This is a genomic window from Bradyrhizobium macuxiense (assembly GCF_001542415.1).
Classification (GTDB): Bacteria; Pseudomonadota; Alphaproteobacteria; order Rhizobiales; family Xanthobacteraceae; genus Bradyrhizobium; species Bradyrhizobium macuxiense.
Map to the genome: position 1 here is coordinate 146395 of NZ_LNCU01000036.1, position 18281 is coordinate 164675.

Annotated in this window: 15 protein-coding genes; 13 read left to right on the forward strand and 2 right to left on the reverse strand. The window is 64.1% G+C overall.

The window, feature by feature from the left end; genetic code table 11:
- Nucleotides 1-333: 333 nt before the first annotated feature.
- Nucleotides 334-1002, forward strand: a complete 669-nt coding sequence (locus AS156_RS10165) for a TetR/AcrR family transcriptional regulator (RefSeq protein ID WP_347336618.1) — start codon at nt 334-336, stop codon at nt 1000-1002.
- A 21-nt stretch (nt 1003-1023) separates the two neighbouring features.
- Here AS156_RS10165 and AS156_RS10170 read toward each other — a convergent pair whose 3' ends face one another.
- Nucleotides 1024-2703: an ATP-binding protein gene (locus AS156_RS10170; RefSeq protein WP_136626119.1), complete on the reverse strand. Its 1680-nt coding sequence runs from the start codon at nt 2701-2703 to the stop codon at nt 1024-1026.
- A 428-nt stretch (nt 2704-3131) separates the two neighbouring features.
- Here AS156_RS10170 and AS156_RS10175 point away from each other — a divergent pair, with 428 nt between their 5' ends.
- From AS156_RS10175 to AS156_RS10185, 3 genes are read left to right on the forward strand one after another with little or no spacing between them, the layout of a single operon-like run.
- Nucleotides 3132-5441 (forward strand): TonB-dependent siderophore receptor, encoded by a 2310-nt coding sequence (locus AS156_RS10175; protein ID WP_066503372.1) that lies wholly within the window; start codon nt 3132-3134, stop codon nt 5439-5441.
- Nucleotides 5410-6582: a PepSY-associated TM helix domain-containing protein gene (locus AS156_RS10180; RefSeq protein ID WP_245312682.1), complete on the forward strand. Its 1173-nt coding sequence runs from the start codon at nt 5410-5412 to the stop codon at nt 6580-6582. Before AS156_RS10175 ends, AS156_RS10180 begins: the two co-directional genes overlap by 32 nt.
- A complete protein-coding gene (locus tag AS156_RS10185) occupies nt 6579-6773 on the forward strand; it encodes a hypothetical protein (protein ID WP_066503374.1) in 195 nt (64 codons plus the stop codon). The genes AS156_RS10180 and AS156_RS10185 overlap by 4 nt, the downstream gene beginning before the upstream one ends.
- Nucleotides 6774-6780: 7 nt before the next feature.
- Here the strand turns inward: AS156_RS10185 and AS156_RS10190 are convergent, their stop codons facing one another.
- A complete protein-coding gene (locus AS156_RS10190; RefSeq protein ID WP_066503512.1) occupies nt 6781-7707 on the reverse strand; it encodes a LysR family transcriptional regulator in 927 nt (308 codons plus the stop codon).
- 211 nt (nt 7708-7918) lie between these two features.
- On the opposite strand from AS156_RS10190, the gene AS156_RS10195 reads away from it, so the two are divergent.
- The 9 genes from AS156_RS10195 (at nt 7919) to chvE (ending at nt 18244) form a co-directional block, all read left to right on the forward strand.
- On the forward strand, nt 7919-8899 hold the full coding sequence (locus tag AS156_RS10195) for a class 1 fructose-bisphosphatase (RefSeq protein WP_066503513.1): 981 nt from the start codon (nt 7919-7921) through the stop codon (nt 8897-8899).
- A gap of 10 nt (nt 8900-8909) precedes the next feature.
- The gene (locus AS156_RS10200; RefSeq protein WP_066503375.1) at nt 8910-9785 is read left to right on the forward strand and encodes a phosphoribulokinase; all 876 of its coding nucleotides are present in this window, start codon (nt 8910-8912) and stop codon (nt 9783-9785) included.
- The gene (tkt, locus tag AS156_RS10205; RefSeq protein WP_066503376.1) at nt 9782-11794 is read left to right on the forward strand and encodes a transketolase; all 2013 of its coding nucleotides are present in this window, start codon (nt 9782-9784) and stop codon (nt 11792-11794) included. Before AS156_RS10200 ends, tkt begins: the two co-directional genes overlap by 4 nt.
- 12 nt (nt 11795-11806) lie before the next feature.
- Nucleotides 11807-12889 carry a class II fructose-bisphosphate aldolase gene (gene fba / locus AS156_RS10210; protein ID WP_066503378.1) on the forward strand — a complete coding sequence of 361 codons (1083 nt, stop codon included), beginning with the start codon at nt 11807-11809 and terminating at the stop codon, nt 12887-12889.
- 27 nt (nt 12890-12916) lie between these two features.
- Nucleotides 12917-14380, forward strand: a complete 1464-nt coding sequence (locus AS156_RS10215) for a form I ribulose bisphosphate carboxylase large subunit (RefSeq protein WP_066503379.1) — start codon at nt 12917-12919, stop codon at nt 14378-14380.
- A gap of 12 nt (nt 14381-14392) precedes the next feature.
- A complete protein-coding gene (locus AS156_RS10220) occupies nt 14393-14818 on the forward strand; it encodes a ribulose bisphosphate carboxylase small subunit (protein ID WP_066503381.1) in 426 nt (141 codons plus the stop codon).
- Between the two features lie 110 nt (nt 14819-14928).
- Nucleotides 14929-15858: a CbbX protein gene (cbbX, locus tag AS156_RS10225; protein WP_066503383.1), complete on the forward strand. Its 930-nt coding sequence runs from the start codon at nt 14929-14931 to the stop codon at nt 15856-15858.
- On the forward strand, nt 15855-16571 hold the full coding sequence (locus AS156_RS10230; RefSeq protein ID WP_066503385.1) for an HAD family hydrolase: 717 nt from the start codon (nt 15855-15857) through the stop codon (nt 16569-16571). Before cbbX ends, AS156_RS10230 begins: the two co-directional genes overlap by 4 nt.
- Before the next feature lie 605 nt (nt 16572-17176).
- Nucleotides 17177-18244: a multiple monosaccharide ABC transporter substrate-binding protein gene (gene chvE / locus AS156_RS10235; RefSeq protein ID WP_066503386.1), complete on the forward strand. Its 1068-nt coding sequence runs from the start codon at nt 17177-17179 to the stop codon at nt 18242-18244.
- Nucleotides 18245-18281 lie beyond the last annotated feature (37 nt).

The following is an 18281-nucleotide window of genomic DNA, read 5'->3' on the forward strand; positions in this document are numbered from 1 at the left end:
CCGCCAGCAGCAGGCGGCGCAGCTTGCCCTTCAGGCCGGCGGGGGCCTTCTCCGCTTCGGGATTCGCGATCAACTGCTTGGCGACATCGGCCGGAACCTGGCTCTCGGCCTTGAAAGACGTTTCGTGCTGGCTCATGGCGGCGGTCCTCATCGTTATATCCCATTGGAAAGATTTGCTATTTTCCGAAATCGGCCAACAGGACAATTAGGAAACTTGATGTTTTCCAAAATAGAGCGCATATTGGGACTGTCAATAGAATGACAGTCATCATCTGAAAGCATGGCTCGCGGATGAACGGAAACGACACAGGCCAGACAAAGGAAAGCGCGTCAGTGCCGGAGCGGCGCGGCCGCGGACGGCCGCAACTTCGCTCCGACGACGAGACGCGCGCGGTGATCTACGAAGCGGCACGGTTCGAATTCGCGGAGCGCGGGTTCGCCGCGGCGAGCATCGCCGACGTGGCTTGCCGCGCCGGCGTTTCCACGAAGACGCTTTACCGCCTGATCCCGACCAAGCTGGCGCTCTTCGAGGGCATGGTAACGGACCGGATGGACAGGTTCGTTTCCATCGTGAATCTCGGCGCCTGCGATGGTCGCGATATCCGCGCGGCGTTGGAGACTGCGCTTTTGACCTGCGCCGATCTCGTGCTGGCCGCCGAGGTCATCGCGATCCAGCGCATCATCCTCGCCGAGGGCGACAAGTTTCCTGACCTCGCCGGGATGTTCTACGAAAAGGCCATGCAGCGCACTGTCGGCGTGCTGGCCGCGTGGCTCGGCGTCCAGCGGAAGCGGGGGCGGATAGTTCTTGATGATGTTCAGGCCGCTGCGGGCATGCTGCTCGGCATGTTCATGTTCCAGCCGCAGCGCGACGTGATGTTCGGGCGCAGGCCGGTGCCGTCACGGGGTGAACTCGAAGCTCGTGCCAAGACCTGCGCGGCACTCTTCCTGTCGGGATGTGCCGCGCCGGTTGACCAGAGCGCCAGGCAAAGCGGAGATGCATGATGCCGAAGCCGGCCGCAACCTTCACATGGAAGGCTGAGTCAGGACCTGCCGGATCATCCGTGCAAGATCGGATTTGCGATAGGGCTTCGGCAGCAGTGTCACGTCGGGGTCGAGGCGGCCGTGATGGAAGATCGCGTCCTCGGTATAGCCTGACGTGAAGAGTACGCGCACCGAGGGCAGCCTCGCGGTAACAGCATCGGCCACCTGCCGGCCATTCATGCCGCCGGACATGATGACGTCGGTGAACAGTACGTCGCAGACAAATCCCTTGTCGATCGCCGCCAATGCCTCGGGGCCGTTGGCGGTGACCATCGTTCGATAGCCGAGCTGCTCGAGCTGGGCGCTGACATAATTGCGGACCAGGGGATCGTCCTCGACGACAAGGATGGATTCATTGCCGCCGCGTGCGTCGACGGGCGGGGGCGGCTCGGCATCGACCGTCTCGCCGCTGCTGCGCGGCAGATAGAGCTTGATCGAGGTTCCGTGGCCCTCTTCGGAATAGATCTTGAGATGCCCGTTGGATTGCTTGATGAAGCCGTAGACCATGCTGAGGCCGAGACCCGTGCCCTTGCCGGTGTCCTTGGTGGTGAAGAACGGCTCGAACACTTTTTCGCGGATCGCCTCGGGAATCCCGCTGCCGGTGTCGCTGACCGCGACCATCACATATTCGCCCGGCGTCACATCCGGATTGGCGGCGGAATAGGTCTCGTCGAGGACGACGTTGCCGGTCTCGAGCATCAGTTTGCCGCCCTCGGGCATCGCATCGCGCGCATTGACGGCGAGGTTGAGCAGGGCAGTCGCCATGTGGTTGGGATCGATGAACGCCGGCCATGCGTCGGGCTCGGTCGACGTCTCGATCTCGATCTGCTCGCCGAGCGAGGGGCGCAGCAGCCGCGCGGTGTCCTCCACCAATGTGTTGAGATCCGCCTCGCGCGGCTGCAGCGGTTGCTGCCGCGAGAAGGCGAGCAGATGCTTGGTCACTTCGGCGCCGCGCGAGGCCGCGTCGCTGATCATCTTGGTGACCGAGGACAGCGCGGCATCGTGCGCCACGGCGTCGCCGAGAATGTCGATCAGGCCGGTGATGACGGTCAGGATGTTGTTGAAGTCGTGCGCGATGCCGCCGGTGAGGTGGCCGACCGCCTCCATCTTCTGGACCTGGCGCAGCTTCTGCTCTTCTTCGAGTTGTTCCCTGGCGGCCTCGACCTCGCGCGCGCGCATGAAGATCTCGGCTTCCATCTGCTCGGTGCGCTCACGCAGCCGGTCCGCCAGCCTGTCCTGTTCGGCGCCACGCTGTCTCAGCTGGATGAATTCGGTGACGTCCTCGACGCGGTGGATGATGTAGGTGAGGTGCCCGCCCGGTCCGAACACCGGCGTGTTGCGCGGGCTCCAAAAGCGCACCTCGAAACCGCCGCCTTCTGAATCGGGCTTGCGGATGTCGTATTTCTGTACCGACATGGTGTCGGCTCGCCTGAACTGGACGACACGCTCGAGCGAAGCGCGCAGGTTTCGCACGCCGTCGGCGGCCGGATCGTCCGGATTGTCAGGGAATATCTCGAACAGTTCGTGCCCGAGGATCGAGGCCCGCGCAGTCTTAGTGGCGCGCAGATAGGCTTCACTCGCCGCCACGATGCGAAAGTCGGGTGGAGTCAGCACCAGATAGAGGCCGGGTGCCGCCTCGAACAACGCCTTGAAGTCAGGCATCGGCGGGGACGGGGTCTGCAGGTCATCCTCCCTGGAGGGAAATGGAACTGTGCGCGTTCCGCGTCCAAGATGTCGCATGCACACCAGTCGAGCGCAATTACCAAGGTGTGGTACCACCTTGGCTTTTCAACCCAGCGCACACGGCTCGGCGCGTGGCCGACCGCCGGTTAAGGTTAAGACGACACCTTCATTTGTAGCGGATCCGTCGGGTCTGTGATGCATTTGCCGCACGCACGGCGCAATCGACAGGACGGTTCCGCGTCCCGATTGCCGTGGCAACCAATGCGCGAGAGTGCGCCGGTCGGGTCGCGTGCTGCACGCAAAACTCGAATTCTTGGATCGCTTCTAAGAGCGCTTCTATTAGAGAAATTGTCATCGCTCGCGTAAGCCCCGAGCAAATGTCACGTCCGACGTGAGATCGGCGCGACATGAACTCCGTTGCAGTTGGGCAGGGCGCGTTGAAACATTTACCTCTCTTGCGAATCGCCGCGTTGGCGACCGCATCCGTATTGGCGTTGTTGCCGCAGTCATCTCTGGCGCAGGGAACGACGACGTCGCCGCAGCAATCCGGCGCGCAGGCGCTGCCGCCGGTGGTAGTTGCGTCTCCCGAGGTACGGCGGCGAGCGAGCACTGCGGCGCCACGTCGCATCCAGCGTGCAGCGCAGCCGACGGCGCCACAAAAGCCTCCGCCGGTTCGCAACACCAGCATTGTCGAGAGCCCGCGTGGTCCGATCCAGGGCTATGTCGCTCACCGCAGCTCGTCCGGAACCAAGACCAACACGCCGATCATGGAGACGCCGCAGTCGGTGTCGGTGGTCGGCAACGAGCAGATCCGCGACCAGAAGCCCGGCAAGTTCGACGAGACGCTGCGCTACTCGGCCGGCGTGCTTGCCGGCACGTTCGGCGCCGACACCCGCAACGACTGGTTCCTGATCCGTGGCTTCAAGTCCGACGACGTCGGCCTGTTCCTCGACGGCATGCAGCTCTTCTATACGTCTTATGCAAGCTGGAAGCTGCAGCCGTTCGATCTCGAACGCGTCGAGGTGCTGCGCGGTCCCTCGGCGGTGCTGTATGGCGGCTCCAGCCCGAGCGGCATCGTTAACGCGATCAGCAAGATGCCGACCGCGGAACCGATCCGCTACATCGAGACCGGCGTCAACAATTTCGGCAACGCCTATCTCGGCTTCGATCTCGGCGGGCCGGTCGCGACGCAATCGCAGGACGGCAAGCTGTTCTATCGCGTCGTCGGCCAGGTGCAGAATGGCGGCACCCAGGTCAACTTCACGCCCGACAACAACTACTTCATTGCGCCGTCGGTGACCTACAAGCCGGATGCCGACACCACATTCACCGTGCTCGCCTCCGCCTCGCGGAACGAGACGCGTGGCATCAACTTCCTGCCTTATGTCGGCACCGTCACCAATGCGCCGTTCGGTCGGATTCCGACCAGCCTGTTCCTCGGCGATCCCTCGATCGATAACTTCACCCGCGAGCAGGAGATGCTCGGCTATCAGTTCGAGCGCAATCTCTCCGACAACGTCACCTTCCGTCAGAATGCTCGCTTCGCGCATGTCGACGTGACCTATCGCGGCCTGGTCGGCAACGGTTACGCCGACATGGCGGCCGGCGATCTCGGGCGCTACAATTGGTATGCGAAGAACACGGCCAACCAGGCCGATCTCGACAACCAACTCGAATATCGCTTCGGGACCGGCTCAGTGCAGCACACGATGCTGTTCGGGCTCGACCTGAAAGACTACCGGATCGACGACTACCAGAACTTCCAGTTCGGCACCACGCCGTCGCTCAACGTGTTCAATCCGGTCTACGGCCTGGGAAGCCTGCCGTTCACGAGCGCGCCGTTCCGCAACTTCCTGATCACCCAGGAGCAGCTCGGCACCTACCTGCAGGACCAGATGAAGCTCGGGCGCTTCACGCTGGTGCTCAGCGGCCGCAACGACTGGGTGTCGACCAGTCAGGCCGATCGGCCGAGTGGCGTCACGCTGCTCAATCGCGAGGACAGCAAGTTCAGCGGTCGTGCCGGGCTGATCTACAATTTCGACAATGGCGTCGCGCCCTACGTCTCCTATGCGACGAGCTACAATCCGGTGATCGGCCTCAACGCCTCGAACCAGCTGCTGCTGCCGGAGACCGGCCAGCAGACCGAGGTCGGCGTCAAGGTCGAGCCGAAGGGCTTCGACGGCCACTTCACCTTCGCCTGGTTCGATCTGAAGCGTCAGAATGCGCTGACCACCGATCCGAACAACCCGTTGCTGCAGAACCAGACCAGCGAGGTCACCTCGCGCGGCTTCGAGGTCGAAGCCGTTGCGAATCCCTTGCCCGGGCTGAAGCTGATCGGCTCGCTCACAACCTATGATCTCTTCACCAGCAAGGATCTCAACCCGGCCCTGATCGGCAAGACCCCGACCAACACGCCGCAGCAGATGGCCTCGCTCTGGGGCGACTACACCTTCCAGCAGGGGCCGCTGACGGGTTTCGGTTTCGGCGGCGGCGTACGTTACGTCGGCTCGTCCTTCGCCGATCAGGCGAACACGCTGGAGGTCCCCTCGGTGGTGCTCGGAGACGCTGCGATCCACTATGAATGGCAGGGCTGGCGTGCCGCGCTGAACGTCATCAACATCGTCGACACCATCTATGTCGCGAGTTGCTCGTCGACGACCTCCTGCTTCTACGGCGATCGCCGGCGTGTCACAGCTAGTCTCGGTTACAAATGGTGACGGGGAGGGACGTCTGAAGGCGCGAACCATCAGGGTCTGGTCGCTGGTCCATACCTGGACCAGCCTGATCTCGACCGTATTCCTGTTGCTGCTCTGTCTCACCGGGCTGCCGCTGATCTTCCACCACGAGATCGACGAGGTGCTCGGCTATGCGCCGCAGCCTGAAGCCGCGGCCGGGCGGCCGGCGCTGCCTCCGCAACAGATCGTGCAGGCGGCGCTCGCAGCCGATCCGGGGCGGGTGATGCAGTACGTGTCATGGGACAAGGACGAGCCCGGCATCGTCATGGCTTTCACCAACAACGCGCCCGATGGCAAGCCTGACAATGCTACCGTGCGGGCCTTCGATGCGGTGACGGCGAAGCCGCTCGGGCTGGTCGGCGTCGGTCCCATCCTGATCGTCCTGAAGCTGCACACCGACATGTTCGCCGGCCAGCCCGGCAAGCTGTTCCTCGGCGGGATCGGCCTGCTGTTCGCGGTCGCTATCATCTCCGGCGTGGTCCTGTATTGGCCGTTCACCCGCCGCCTGCGCTTCGCCACTATCCGCGATCGTTCCGCGCGCCGGGTGGCCTGGCTCGACTGGCACAATCTGATCGGCGTGGTCACGGTCGTCTGGGCGCTGGTAGTCGGCCTCACCGGCGTAATCAATACCTGGGCGGAGTTGATGCTGAGCCAGTGGAAGGCAAACGAGCTCGCCGAGATGGTGAAACCCTATGCCGGCAAGCCACCCCCGGCGAAGCTCGCGTCGCTCGATCAGGTCGTAACCGAGGCGAAGCAGGCTGCGCCCGGTATGGAGATTGCGTTCATCGCATATCCGGGAACGCCGTTCACCTCGTCGCATCACTACGCCGCCTTCATGCGCGGCGATACACCGCTGACCTCGCGGCTGCTCAAGCCCGTCCTGCTCGATGGCGAAACCGCCGAGGTTTCCGACACGCGGGCGCTGCCGGCCTATCTGCAGGCGCTGTTGATCTCGCAGCCGCTGCATTTCGGCGACTATGGCGGCATGCCGCTGAAGATCATCTGGGCTGTGCTGGATATCCTGACGATCCTCGTGATCGGCAGCGGGCTCTATCTCTGGTTGGCGCGGCGACGGAAGCGCGCCCGCGCCACGGCCGTGGCTCATGCGGTGCCGGCGCAATGACGGCGTCCTCCGGTCGATCGCAGCGCTGGATTGCCGTGTTCGGTGCGCCCATCGTGCTCGGCGTGCTGTCGATGGTAGGGCTCTTAGCCGCGCTGCTGCTCGGCGACGTCGGCCGTTATCTGTCTTGGCTCATGGTCGGCGCGCCGGTCCTCGTGATCGCCTGGGCGTGGCTGCGGCTTAGGTTTCGCTGACGAGCGCCTAACGTGTATTCGGTAGGTAGCGCCAGCCCTCCTTGCCGAGGAAGTCCATCATGGCCTGCGCTGGCGGCAGCAGGATCTTGTCGGTGCGGCGGATCGCGTGCCACTGCCGGACGATGGGTAGTCCCTTCACCTTGAGCACCACGAGCCTGCCGTCCTCGAGCTCGTGAAAGACGGTGTGCTGGGAGATGAAGGCGATGCCGAGCCCGGCCATGACCGCCTGCTTGATGGTCTCGTTACTGTCCATCGACATGCCGACCTTCGGCGTCAGCTCGACCCGCTGCAGGAATTGCTCCATCAGCATCCGCGTTCCGGATCCCTGCTCGCGGGTGATGAAGGTCTCGCTCGCGAGCTCCGAGACGGCGACGTGTCGCCGCCGCGCCAGCCGGTGATCGGGCGCGGCAATGATGAAATGCGGATGACGGCCAAGCAATCGCATCTCGACCTCGACGTCGGCGGGTGGCCGGCCCATCACGGCGATATCGAGATTGTAGCCACGCAGCGCCTCGCGGATCTCCTCGCGGTTGCCGATCCTGAGCGTGACCTCGATCTTGGGAAAGCGGCGCGAGAACGCCGCGATCGCGAACGGCACGAAGTATTTCGCGGTGCTGACCGCGCCCATCGCGACGCGTCCGCCGCTGCGGCCCGCGATCATGTCGAGCGATTGCTCGCAATCCTTCAACGCCGCCTCGATCCGTTCGATCAGAGTGAGCACGTGGGCGCCCGCATCCGTCACGGCCATGCCGTCGCCGGTGCGCTGGATCAACGGCAGCCCGGCGAGCGCCTGCAAATTGCGGAGCTGCAACGTCACCGCGGGCTGGGTCAGGTTGAGGCGGTTGGCCGCCGACGTGATCGAGCCGGCCTCGTGCGCGGCGGACAGCGCGCGCAGCTGGCGGATGGTGAGGTCCCGCGAGAAGTGGCCGGCCATGACGAGCTCCCATAAGAAATACTTTGCCCAGACCAAAGATAATAAAATTTCCCTAATTCGGCAATTCGCGCGTTGATAGTGGCGAAGGCGACTCCGGTGTGGGGATCGCCAGTCGAAGCCTCGGCAAAGAGGGCGCGATCAAAGGGAGAGGCCCGTGGAGATTCGTCCTTCATTGCATGCCCATCTGGAATGGCCGGCGCAGCAGAACCCGATGCGTGCGGCCACGGTCGCGGCGATCGAAGCGCTCGCCGGCGCCGCGATCGACCTCGCGCGCACCATTGCCGCCGGTTCCCTTGCCGGGTTTGGCGCGGAGAGCGGCGGCATCAATCCCGACGGCGACCGCCAGAAGACCCTCGACATCGTGGCCGACCGCCTGATGCGCGACGCGTTGCGAACCGCGCCGGTTGCGGCCGTGCTGTCCGAGGAAGCGGAATTGCCGGAGACGCTCGACGCCGATGCACCGCTCTGCGTCGCGATCGATCCGCTGGACGGATCCGCCAATCTCGAGAACAACATCTCGGTCGGCACGATCTTCTCGATCAGGCCGAAAACGCACGACATCATCTCGACCTTCTTCGAGCCCGGCACCGCGCAATGCGCCGCCGGCTGCTTCATCTATGGCCCACAAACCGTGCTGGTGCTGGCGCTCGACCAGCGCGTCGACTGCTTCACGCTCGATCCGCGCACAAGCGAGTTCGTCCTGACCGGGCGCGACCTGAAGGTGCCGCCGGACACGCCGGAATTCGCCATCAACGCGTCGAACCGGCGGCACTGGAGCGGGGCGGTGCGGGGCTACATCGACCAGTGTCTGGCCGGTGTCAACGGTGAGCACGGGCAGGATTTCAACATGCGCTGGATCGGTTCGCTGGTGGCCGAGGCCTATCGCATCCTGGTGCGCGGCGGGGTGTTCCTCTACCCGGCGGACGCGCGCCAGGGTTACCGCGAGGGTCGGCTGCGCCTGCTCTATGAAGCCCATCCGATTGCGCTGATCATGGAATGGGCGGGCGGCGCTGCCTCGAGCGGCCGGTCGCGCATCCTCGAATTGTCGGCACGCACACCGCATCAGCGCGTGCCCCTGATCATGGGATCGACGCGCGCCGTGCGCGACGTCGATGCGGTCCACCTCACCGTCGAGCCGTTGTTCGAGAGCAGCGATGCCCCGCTGTTCGCGCGGCGCGGTCTGTTCCGCTGAGGAGGATCGTATGTCACGTCGACATCCCATCATCTCGATCACCGGCTCGTCCGGTGCCGGCACCACTTCGGTGAAGAAGACCTTCGAGAACATCTTCCGCAGGGAGAATGTGGTCGCGGCCTATATCGAGGGCGACGCGTTTCACCGCTACGACCGTGCCGAGATGCGCAGCAAGATGCTGGAGAAGGCCGAGCACGGCAACAAGCATTTCAGCCATTTCAGCCCCGAGACCAACCTGTTCGAGGAGCTGGAGAAGCTGTTCCGCGACTATGCCGAGACCGGCACCGGAACGACGCGGCATTACGTGCACGATGAGGAGGAAGCGCGGCTCTATGGCGCCAAGCCCGGCACCTTCACCGAGTGGGAGCCGCTGCCGGAGAATTCCGATCTCTTGTTCTACGAGGGACTGCATGGCGCCGTGGTCACCGATCAGGTGAACGTCGCGCAGCATGCCGATCTCAAGATCGGTGTCGTGCCGGTCATCAATCTTGAATGGATCCAGAAGCTGCATCGCGACCGCAGCCATCGCGGCTATTCCACGGAAGCCGTGACCGACACCATCCTGCGGCGCATGCCCGATTACGTGAACTACATCTGCCCGCAGTTCACCGAGACCGATATCAACTTCCAGCGCGTGCCGACGGTCGATACCTCGAACCCGTTCATCGCGCGCTGGATACCGACGCCGGATGAATCGATGGTCGTGATCCGCCTGAAGAACCCGCGCGGCATCGATTTCCCCTACCTGCTGTCGATGATCCCGCACAGCTTCATGTCGCGCGCCAACTCGATCGTGGTTCACGGCGCGAAGCTCGATCTCGCGATGCAGCTCATCCTCACCCCGCTGATCCTGCAACTGATCGAACGAAAGAGGCGAACGATATGACCGCACTTGCGTCCGTAGCCAACCGCCCAGACGTCGGCCATGCCGAGATGGCGAACGCCATCCGCTTCCTCGCCATCGACGCCGTGGAGCAGGCGAAGTCCGGCCATCCGGGCATGCCGATGGGCATGGCCGACGTTGCGACCGTGCTGTTCTCGGATTTTCTGAAGTTCGACCCGGCCGATCCTGCCTGGCCCGATCGCGACCGCTTCGTGCTGTCGGCTGGTCACGGCTCGATGCTGCTCTATGCGCTGCTCTATCTGACGGGTTACGAGAGCATGACGCTAGACCAGCTCAAGGCGTTCAGGCAGTGGGGATCGAAGACCCCGGGGCACCCGGAATACGGCCATACGGCTGGTGTCGAGACCACGACCGGACCGCTCGGGCAGGGCATCGCGACCGCGGTCGGCATGGCGCTCGCCGAGCGGCTGATGAACGCGCGCTTCGGCGACGACCTCGTCGATCACTTTACATACGTGATCGCCGGCGATGGCTGCCTGATGGAAGGCATCAGCCACGAGGCGATTTCGCTCGCGGGGCATTTGCGGCTCAACCGGCTGATCGTGCTGTGGGACGACAACCGCATCTCGATCGACGGCGCCACCTCGTTGTCCTGCTCCGACGACCAGGCCGCACGGTTCAAGGCGAGCGGCTGGAACGTTTGCAGCATTGACGGCCACGATCCGCAGGCCATTGCCGCGGCGATCGGGCAGGCGAAAGCCAGCGATCGTCCGTCGCTGATCGCCTGCCGTACCGTCATCGGCTTCGGCGCGCCGAACCGGCAGGGCAGCGAGAAGGTCCACGGCGCACCGCTTGGCGCCGAGGAAGTCGGCAAGACCCGCGCCGCGCTGGGCTGGCCATATCCGGCGTTCGACGTGCCGGATGCCGTGCTGGCCGAATGGCGCGAGATCGGCGCACGTGGCCGCGATGCCCGTCGCGCCTGGATCGAGCGTTCGCGCCGCGCCTGCAACGGCGAGCGGTCTCCGTTCCATGATGCGCTGAACCGGAGGCTGCCCTGCGCCTACGCCGAGGCGATGGCGACGCTGATCGCGCGCTTCGGTTCCGAGCGACCGAAGCTTGCGACCAGGCAGGCGTCGCAGCAGGTGATCGACGTGATCGCGCAAGCCTTACCGAACCTGCTTGGCGGCTCGGCCGATCTCACGCACTCCAATCTCACGCTGGCGAAGACCCAAGCTCCGGTGCGGCCGGAAACGCTCGACGGCAGCTACATTCACTACGGCATTCGTGAGCACGGCATGGCCGCCGCGATGAACGGAATTGCGCTTCATGGCGGCTTCATTCCCTATGGCGGCACGTTCCTCTCTTTCGCCGATTACAATCGGCCGGCGATCCGGCTTGCGGCGCTGATGGGCATCCGCGTCATCCACGTGATGACCCATGACTCGATCGGGCTCGGCGAGGATGGACCGACGCATCAGCCGGTCGAACATCTCGCCGCGCTGCGCGCCATCCCGAACCTGTTGGTGTTTCGTCCGGCCGACGCGATCGAGACGGCGGAAGCCTGGGACTGCGCGCTGAGGGCGGAGACCTCGCCGTCGGTCCTCTGCCTGTCGCGGCAGGCGCTGCCGACGGTTCGCGACGGCAGCAAGAATAACCAGGTCGCGCTCGGCGCCTATGTCCTCGTCGAGCCTGACTTCGCGCGTGACGTCACCCTGATTGCGACGGGTTCGGAGGTGTCGATCGCGCTCGAAGCCGCAAAGCTGCTGGCGGAAGAAGGAATCAAGGCCGCGGTCGTTTCGGCGCCGTGCTTCGACCTGTTCCGCCAGCAGCCGAGCGACTACCGCGCCAAGGTGCTGGGCGAAGTCCCGCGCGTCGGCGTCGAAGCCGCGGTCGAGGGCGACTGGGCCCGCTGGCTCGGCGAGGACGGCGCCTTTGTCGGCATGACAGGCTTCGGCGCCTCGGCACCGGCCGACGTGCTCTACCGTGAATTCGGCATCACGCCCGTGGCCGTCGCTGACGCGGCCAGGCGCGTGATCCGTCAACCGAACTGAAAGGAGGACCCCATGGCGCGGATAACCCTGAGGCAATTGCTGGATCACGCCGCCGAGCGCGGTTACGGCGTGCCGGCCTTCAATATCAACAACATGGAGCAGGGCCTCGCCATCATGGAGGCGGCGGCCGCCTGCGATGCGCCCGTCATCATCCAGGCCTCGCGCGGGGCGCGGGCTTACGCCAACGACATCATGCTGGCGAAGATGATCGATGCGCTGGAGGAGATGTATCCGCAGATCCCGCTCTGCCTGCACCTCGACCACGGCAATGAGGAGGCGACCTGCGCCACCGCCATCCGCTTCGGCTTCACCTCAGTCATGATGGACGGCTCGCTCAAGGCCGACGCCAAGACCGCGGCGGGCTATGACTACAACGTGGACATCACCCGCCGCGTCGTCGAGATGGCGCATTGGGTCGGCGCCTCGGTCGAGGGCGAGCTCGGTGTACTCGGCTCGCTCGAGCATGGCGGCGGCGAGCAGGAGGACGGCCACGGCGCCGAGGGCCAGCTCAGCCATGACCAGCTTCTGACCGATCCGGACCAGGCCGTCGATTTCGTCCGCGCGACGAAGGTCGATGCGCTCGCGATCGCCATGGGCACCTCGCACGGTGCTTACAAGTTCACGCGCAAGCCCGACGGCGAGATCCTGGCGATGCGCGTGGTCGAGGAGATCCATACGCGGCTGCCCAACACGCATCTGGTAATGCACGGCTCCTCGTCGGTGCCGCAGCCGCTGCAGGAGATGTTCAACCAGTTCGGCGGCGAGATGCCGCAGACCTGGGGCGTGCCGGTCGAGGAGATCGTCCGCGGCATCAGGCATGGCGTCCGCAAGGTCAACATCGACACCGATTGCCGTCTCGCGATGGCGGCCGCCTTCCGCAAGGTTGCGGTCCAGGCGAGGAGCGAGTTTGACCCGCGCAAGTTCCTCAAGCCCGCGATGGACGCCTTGCGCGAACTCTGCCGCGACCGCTTCGAGCAGTTCGGCACGGCCGGCAATGCCGGAAAGATTAAGGTGGTGCCGCTGCCGGAGATGGCCAAACGCTATCGCGCCGGCGCCCTCGATCCGCAGATTGGCAAGATGACACAGGCGGCCTGACGCCGCGGCGAACGACAGGAGATTCAGATGAATGTGCAGCAGTCGATGACGGTGCGCGGCAAGGATCGCTACAAGTCCGGCGTGATGGAATACAAGCGCATGGGTTACTGGGAGCCTAACTACGAGCCCAAGGACACCGATGTCATCGCGCTGTTCCGCGTCACGCCCCAGGATGGCGTCGACCCGACCGAAGCCTGCGCGGCGGTGGCCGGTGAGTCCTCGACCGCGACCTGGACCGTCGTGTGGACCGACCGTCTCACAGCCGCCGAGAAGTATCGTGCGAAATGCTACCGCGTCGATCCCGTGCCGAACTCGCCGGGCAGCTACTTCGCCTACATCGCCTACGACCTCGATCTGTTCGAGCCGGGTTCGATCGCCAACCTGACCGCATCGATCATCGGCAATGTGTTCGGCTTCAAGCCGCTGAAGGCGCTGCGGCTCGAGGACATGCGGTTTCCGGTCGCCTATGTGAAGACCTTCCAGGGCCCGGCGACCGGCATCGTCGTCGAACGCGAGCGGCTCGACAAGTTCGGCCGTCCCTTGCTCGGCGCCACGATCAAGCCGAAGCTCGGCCTGTCGGGCCGCAACTACGGCCGCGTCGTCTACGAGGCGCTGAAGGGCGGGCTCGACTTCACCAAGGACGACGAGAACATCAACTCGCAACCCTTCATGCATTGGCGCGAGCGCTTCCTCTACTGCATGGAGGCGGTCAACCGGGCGCAGGCTGCGACCGGGGAGATCAAGGGCACCTACCTCAACGTCACCGCGGCGACGATGGAGGATATGTATGAGCGTGCCGAGTTCGCGCGTGAGCTCGGCTCCAACATCGTCATGATCGATCTCGTGATCGGCTATACCGCAATCCAGTCGATGGCGAAGTGGGCGCGCAGGAACGACATGATCCTGCATCTGCACCGCGCCGGCCACTCGACCTATACGAGGCAGCGCAGCCACGGCGTCTCGTTCCGTGTGATCGCAAAGTGGATGCGGCTCGCCGGTGTCGACCACATCCACGCCGGCACGGTGGTCGGCAAGCTCGAGGGCGATCCGAACACGACGCGCGGCTACTACGATATCTGCCGCGAGGATTTCAACCCGCTGCACCTCGAGCACGGCGTGTTCTTCGATCAGCACTGGGCAAGCCTCAACAAGCTGATGCCGGTGGCCTCCGGCGGCATTCATGCCGGCCAGATGCACCAGTTGCTCGACCTGCTCGGCGAGGACGTCGTGCTGCAATTCGGCGGCGGCACGATCGGCCATCCCCGCGGCATCCAGGCCGGCGCCACCGCCAACCGCGTCGCGCTGGAGGCCATGATCCTCGCCCGCAACGAGGGCCGCGACTACGTCCATGAAGGTCCGGAGATCCTGGCCAAGGCGGCGCAGACCTGTACGCCGCTGCGCGAGGCGCTCGACGTCTGGAAGGACGTCACCTTCAACTATGAGTCCACGGATGCTCCCGATTTCGTTCCCACGCCGAGCATGGCGGTCTGAGAGGAGTTTCTCATGCGCATGACCCAGGGCTGCTTTTCGTTCCTGCCCGATCTCACCGACGAGCAGATCGCCGCGCAGGTGCAATACTGCCTCGACAAGGGCTGGGCGGTGAATATCGAATTCACCGACGATCCGCATCCCCGCAACACCTATTGGGAGATGTGGGGCCTGCCGATGTTCGACCTGCGCGATGCCGCAGGGATCATGAAGGAGCTCGCCGACTGCCGGCGCGTCTATGGCGACCGCTACGTCAGGATCTCCGGCTTCGATTCCAGCCACGGCTGGGAGTCCGTTCGCATCTCCTTCATCGTCAACCGGCCGCGCGAGGAGCCCGGCTTCCGGCTCGATCGGCAGGAATCCGTCGGGCGCAACATACGCTACTCGACGCATGCTTACGCAGCGACGCGCCCCGAGGGCGAGCGCTACGCCGACCAGTAACCGCGTCCGGGGCGAAGCCAGGCGGATTGCTCCCTCGACCGTCCTGGTCCGGATGCACTTCTCCGTCGTCGCTGCCGCGCGGCGACGGAGCTTTTCGATACGAGAGGACGATGACGCAGACGCAAGAACAGATCCGCGAGACCCCGCTCGAAACCGTCGACCTCCGGCACGAGTTCGCCGATCTCGGCATCGGCGCCGTGCTCGACCAGCTCGATTCCGAATTGATTGGACTCAAGCCCGTGAAGACTCGCATCCGCGAGATCGCCTCGCTGCTGCTGGTCGAGCGCATCAGGCAAAAGATGGCGCTGGCGACGACATTCCCGACGCTGCACATGTCGTTCACCGGCAATCCCGGCACCGGCAAGACCACGGTGGCGCTCAGGATGGCCGGCATCCTGCATCGGCTCGGCTTCGTGCGCCGCGGCCACGTCATCAGCGTCACGCGCGACGATCTGGTCGGGCAATATATCGGCCACACCGCGCCGAAGACCAAGGAGATCCTGAAGAAGGCGATGGGCGGCGTGCTGTTCATCGACGAGGCCTATTACCTCTACCGGCCCGAGAACGAGCGCGACTACGGCCAGGAGGCGATCGAGATCCTGCTGCAGGTGATGGAGCAGCAGCGCGAGGATCTGGTGGTGATCCTGGCCGGCTATGGCGACCGGATGGAAAAGTTCTTCCAGAGCAATCCGGGCTTCCGCTCACGCATCGCCCACCACATCGACTTTCCCGACTATTCGGATGCCGAGCTGCTCTGGATCGCCGAGCTGATGTTGCAGCAGCAGAATTATCGTTTCTCTCCGGAAGCACGCGAGGCCTTCATCCGCTACATCGCCGCACGCAAGGTGCAGCCGTTGTTCTCCAATGCGCGTTCGATCCGCAACGCGCTGGACCGGATCCGGCTGCGCCAGGCCAACCGGATCGTAGCCAAGCTCGATCGCACGCTCAGTGCCGACGACGTGATGTCGATCGAGGCCGGCGACGTGCTGGCGAGCCGTGTGTTCACAAAGGGCGCCGGCGCGGCAGGCGAGGGGCGATGAACCAGGCGCTCGCAGCGATCCGGACCGCCGGGATGCGGGAGGTCATTGCGAACGCCCGCGCGCTGATCTTCGATGTCGACGGCACGCTCGCCGAAACCGAGGAGGTGCATCGCCGCGCCTTCAACGAGGCCTTCGCCGCGGCCGGTCTCGACTGGTTCTGGGACCAGGTCACCTATGGGCGGCTGCTTCGCGTCGCCGGCGGCAAGGAACGCATCCGCGCGTTCGATCAGCGCAATGCGGCCCCATTGCTGAGTTTTGCTGACATTGCTGAGCTGCATCGGATCAAGACTGCGCGCTATGCTGCGTTGATCGCAGCCGGAGGATGTCCGCTGCGGCCCGGCGTGCGCGCATTCCTCGGAAGTGCGCGCCGCCGCGGCCAGCGCATGGCGATAGCGACGACGACGTCGCATGGCAATATCGACGCGCTGCTCGCGGTCGCGCTCGGCCTCGACTGGGCCGATCTGTTTGAGACCGTCGTCGCCGGCGACGATGTTCCCCGCAAGAAACCCGCGCCCGACGTCTATCTCGAGGTGCTGACCCGGCTCGGGCTCGGCCCGGCGGACTGCATTGCTGTCGAGGATTCCGGCAATGGTCTCGTTGCCGCATCGCGCGCCGGCATTCCCGTGGTCATCACCCGCAGCGCCTACTTCGGCGATGATGATTTCGCCGAGGCGCTTCTGGTTGTCGATCATCTCTCCGAGATCGACGGCTAGCGGCCGCTGCTGCCGCCGAGCGGCGTTTCGATTAATTTCTTCCGATGATTAAATAAATCACGCTTGCATCCATGGCATACTCGGGGCATCCTCGGCCAGAACCAGCGCCATACCGCCAGAAGTCCTGACTTATGGCGGCGGGTGCCAACAATTCCGGGAGGCAGCGCCTCATGATCCTCCACGCCTAGGGTCAATTTATTCGGGTGATTAAATAAATGGTGCTTGCATTCCATAGCACAGTAGGGGCACCATCCACCAAAAGTTGCCGAAAGCAGTGCCAAACCACCAGAGGTCTGGGGCGCTGGTGCTTGCCAGCAATTCCGGGAGACAGCGCCTCATGATCCTCCACGTCATTCCTACGGCTCATTCGTCCCACGGCGTGACTCGCGGGTGACCACGGAACTGCAGGATCGATATGGCTGATCGTGCGGAGTGAGCATGGCGCTGTTGACGAGTTCCAATCGACATTCCGCGATTTCGGTTCGTGACGGCCCCGGCGCCGATCCGACATCGCCGTAGATCCGCGACCAGCCAACGAATGATAGCCGTCGATTGACGCTGTCCAAGGCAACGGTACCCAACTCAAAAAGCCAAGGGAGTGACGCATGTTCAGATTGAAGGTCTCGTTGTTCGCGCTGGCGTTGGCATGTCTCGCCGGGGCTGCGTCCGACGCATTCGCCCAGAGCAAGCCGACCGTCGGCATCGCGATGCCGACCAAATCCTCGGCGCGCTGGATCGACGACGGCAACAACATCGTCAAAGTGCTGAAGGAGCGCGGCTACGGCACTGACCTGCAATATGCCGACGACGACATCCCGAACCAGCTCTCCCAGGTCGAGAACATGGTGACCAAGGGCGCCAAGGTGCTGGTCATCGCGGCGATCGACGGCACCACGTTGTCTGACGCGCTGAAACAGGCCAAGGCCCAGGGCATCACGGTGATCGCCTATGACCGCCTGATCCGCGACACGCCCAACGTCGACTACTATGCGACCTTCGACAATTTCCAGGTCGGCGTGCTGCAGGCGCAGTCGATCGAGAAAGCGCTCGGCCTGAAGGAGGGCAAGGGGCCCTTCAACATCGAACTGTTCGGCGGTTCGCCCGACGACAACAATGCCTACTTCTTCTACAACGGCGCGATGTCGGTGCTGAAGCCCTATATCGACAGCGGCAAGCTTGTGGTCGCCAGCGGCCAGATGGGCATGGACAAGGTCGCGACCTTGCGCTGGGACGGTGCGACGGCGCAGGCCCGCATGGATAATCTGCTTAGCGCCTTCTATGGCAAGAAGCGTGTCGATGCCGTTCTATCCCCCTATGACGGCCTATCGATCGGCATCATCTCCTCGCTCAAGGGCGTCGGCTACGGCAGCAAGGATCAGCCGATGCCGTACATCAGTGGCCAGGATGCCGAGGTGCCTTCGATCAAGGCGATGCTGCGGGGCGAGCAATACTCGACCATCTTCAAGGACACGCGCGATCTCGCGAAAGTCACGGCCGACATGGTCGATGCCGTGCTGAGCAAGAAGGACGTCACTGTCAACGACACCAAGACCTACAACAACGGGGTCAAGGTGGTTCCAGCCTATCTGCTCAAGCCGGTCGTGGTGGACAAGACGAATTGGCAGAAAGTCCTGATTGACAGCGGCTACTACAAACAGTCGCAATTCGACTAGGACGGATAGGCAGGTGGGCCATGGCTGATAGCGCCGA

Bases quoted from the DNA above. Each gene is read 5' to 3' on its own strand.
- AS156_RS10170 (WP_136626119.1), bottom strand. From the start codon at position 2,703: ATGCCTGACTTCAAGGCGTTGTTCGAGGCGGCACCCGGCCTCTATCTG.
- AS156_RS10175 (WP_066503372.1), top strand. From the start codon at position 3,132: ATGAACTCCGTTGCAGTTGGGCAGGGCGCGTTGAAACATTTACCTCTC.
- AS156_RS10185 (WP_066503374.1), top strand. From the start codon at position 6,579: ATGACGGCGTCCTCCGGTCGATCGCAGCGCTGGATTGCCGTGTTCGGT.
- AS156_RS10190 (WP_066503512.1), bottom strand. From the start codon at position 7,707: ATGGCCGGCCACTTCTCGCGGGACCTCACCATCCGCCAGCTGCGCGCG.
- AS156_RS10195 (WP_066503513.1), top strand. From the start codon at position 7,919: ATGCGTGCGGCCACGGTCGCGGCGATCGAAGCGCTCGCCGGCGCCGCG.
- AS156_RS10200 (WP_066503375.1), top strand. From the start codon at position 8,910: ATGTCACGTCGACATCCCATCATCTCGATCACCGGCTCGTCCGGTGCC.
- tkt (WP_066503376.1), top strand. From the start codon at position 9,782: ATGACCGCACTTGCGTCCGTAGCCAACCGCCCAGACGTCGGCCATGCC.
- fba (WP_066503378.1), top strand. From the start codon at position 11,807: ATGGCGCGGATAACCCTGAGGCAATTGCTGGATCACGCCGCCGAGCGC.
- AS156_RS10215 (WP_066503379.1), top strand. From the start codon at position 12,917: ATGAATGTGCAGCAGTCGATGACGGTGCGCGGCAAGGATCGCTACAAG.
- AS156_RS10220 (WP_066503381.1), top strand. From the start codon at position 14,393: ATGCGCATGACCCAGGGCTGCTTTTCGTTCCTGCCCGATCTCACCGAC.
- cbbX (WP_066503383.1), top strand. From the start codon at position 14,929: ATGACGCAGACGCAAGAACAGATCCGCGAGACCCCGCTCGAAACCGTC.
- AS156_RS10230 (WP_066503385.1), top strand. From the start codon at position 15,855: ATGAACCAGGCGCTCGCAGCGATCCGGACCGCCGGGATGCGGGAGGTC.
- chvE (WP_066503386.1), top strand. From the start codon at position 17,177: ATGTTCAGATTGAAGGTCTCGTTGTTCGCGCTGGCGTTGGCATGTCTC.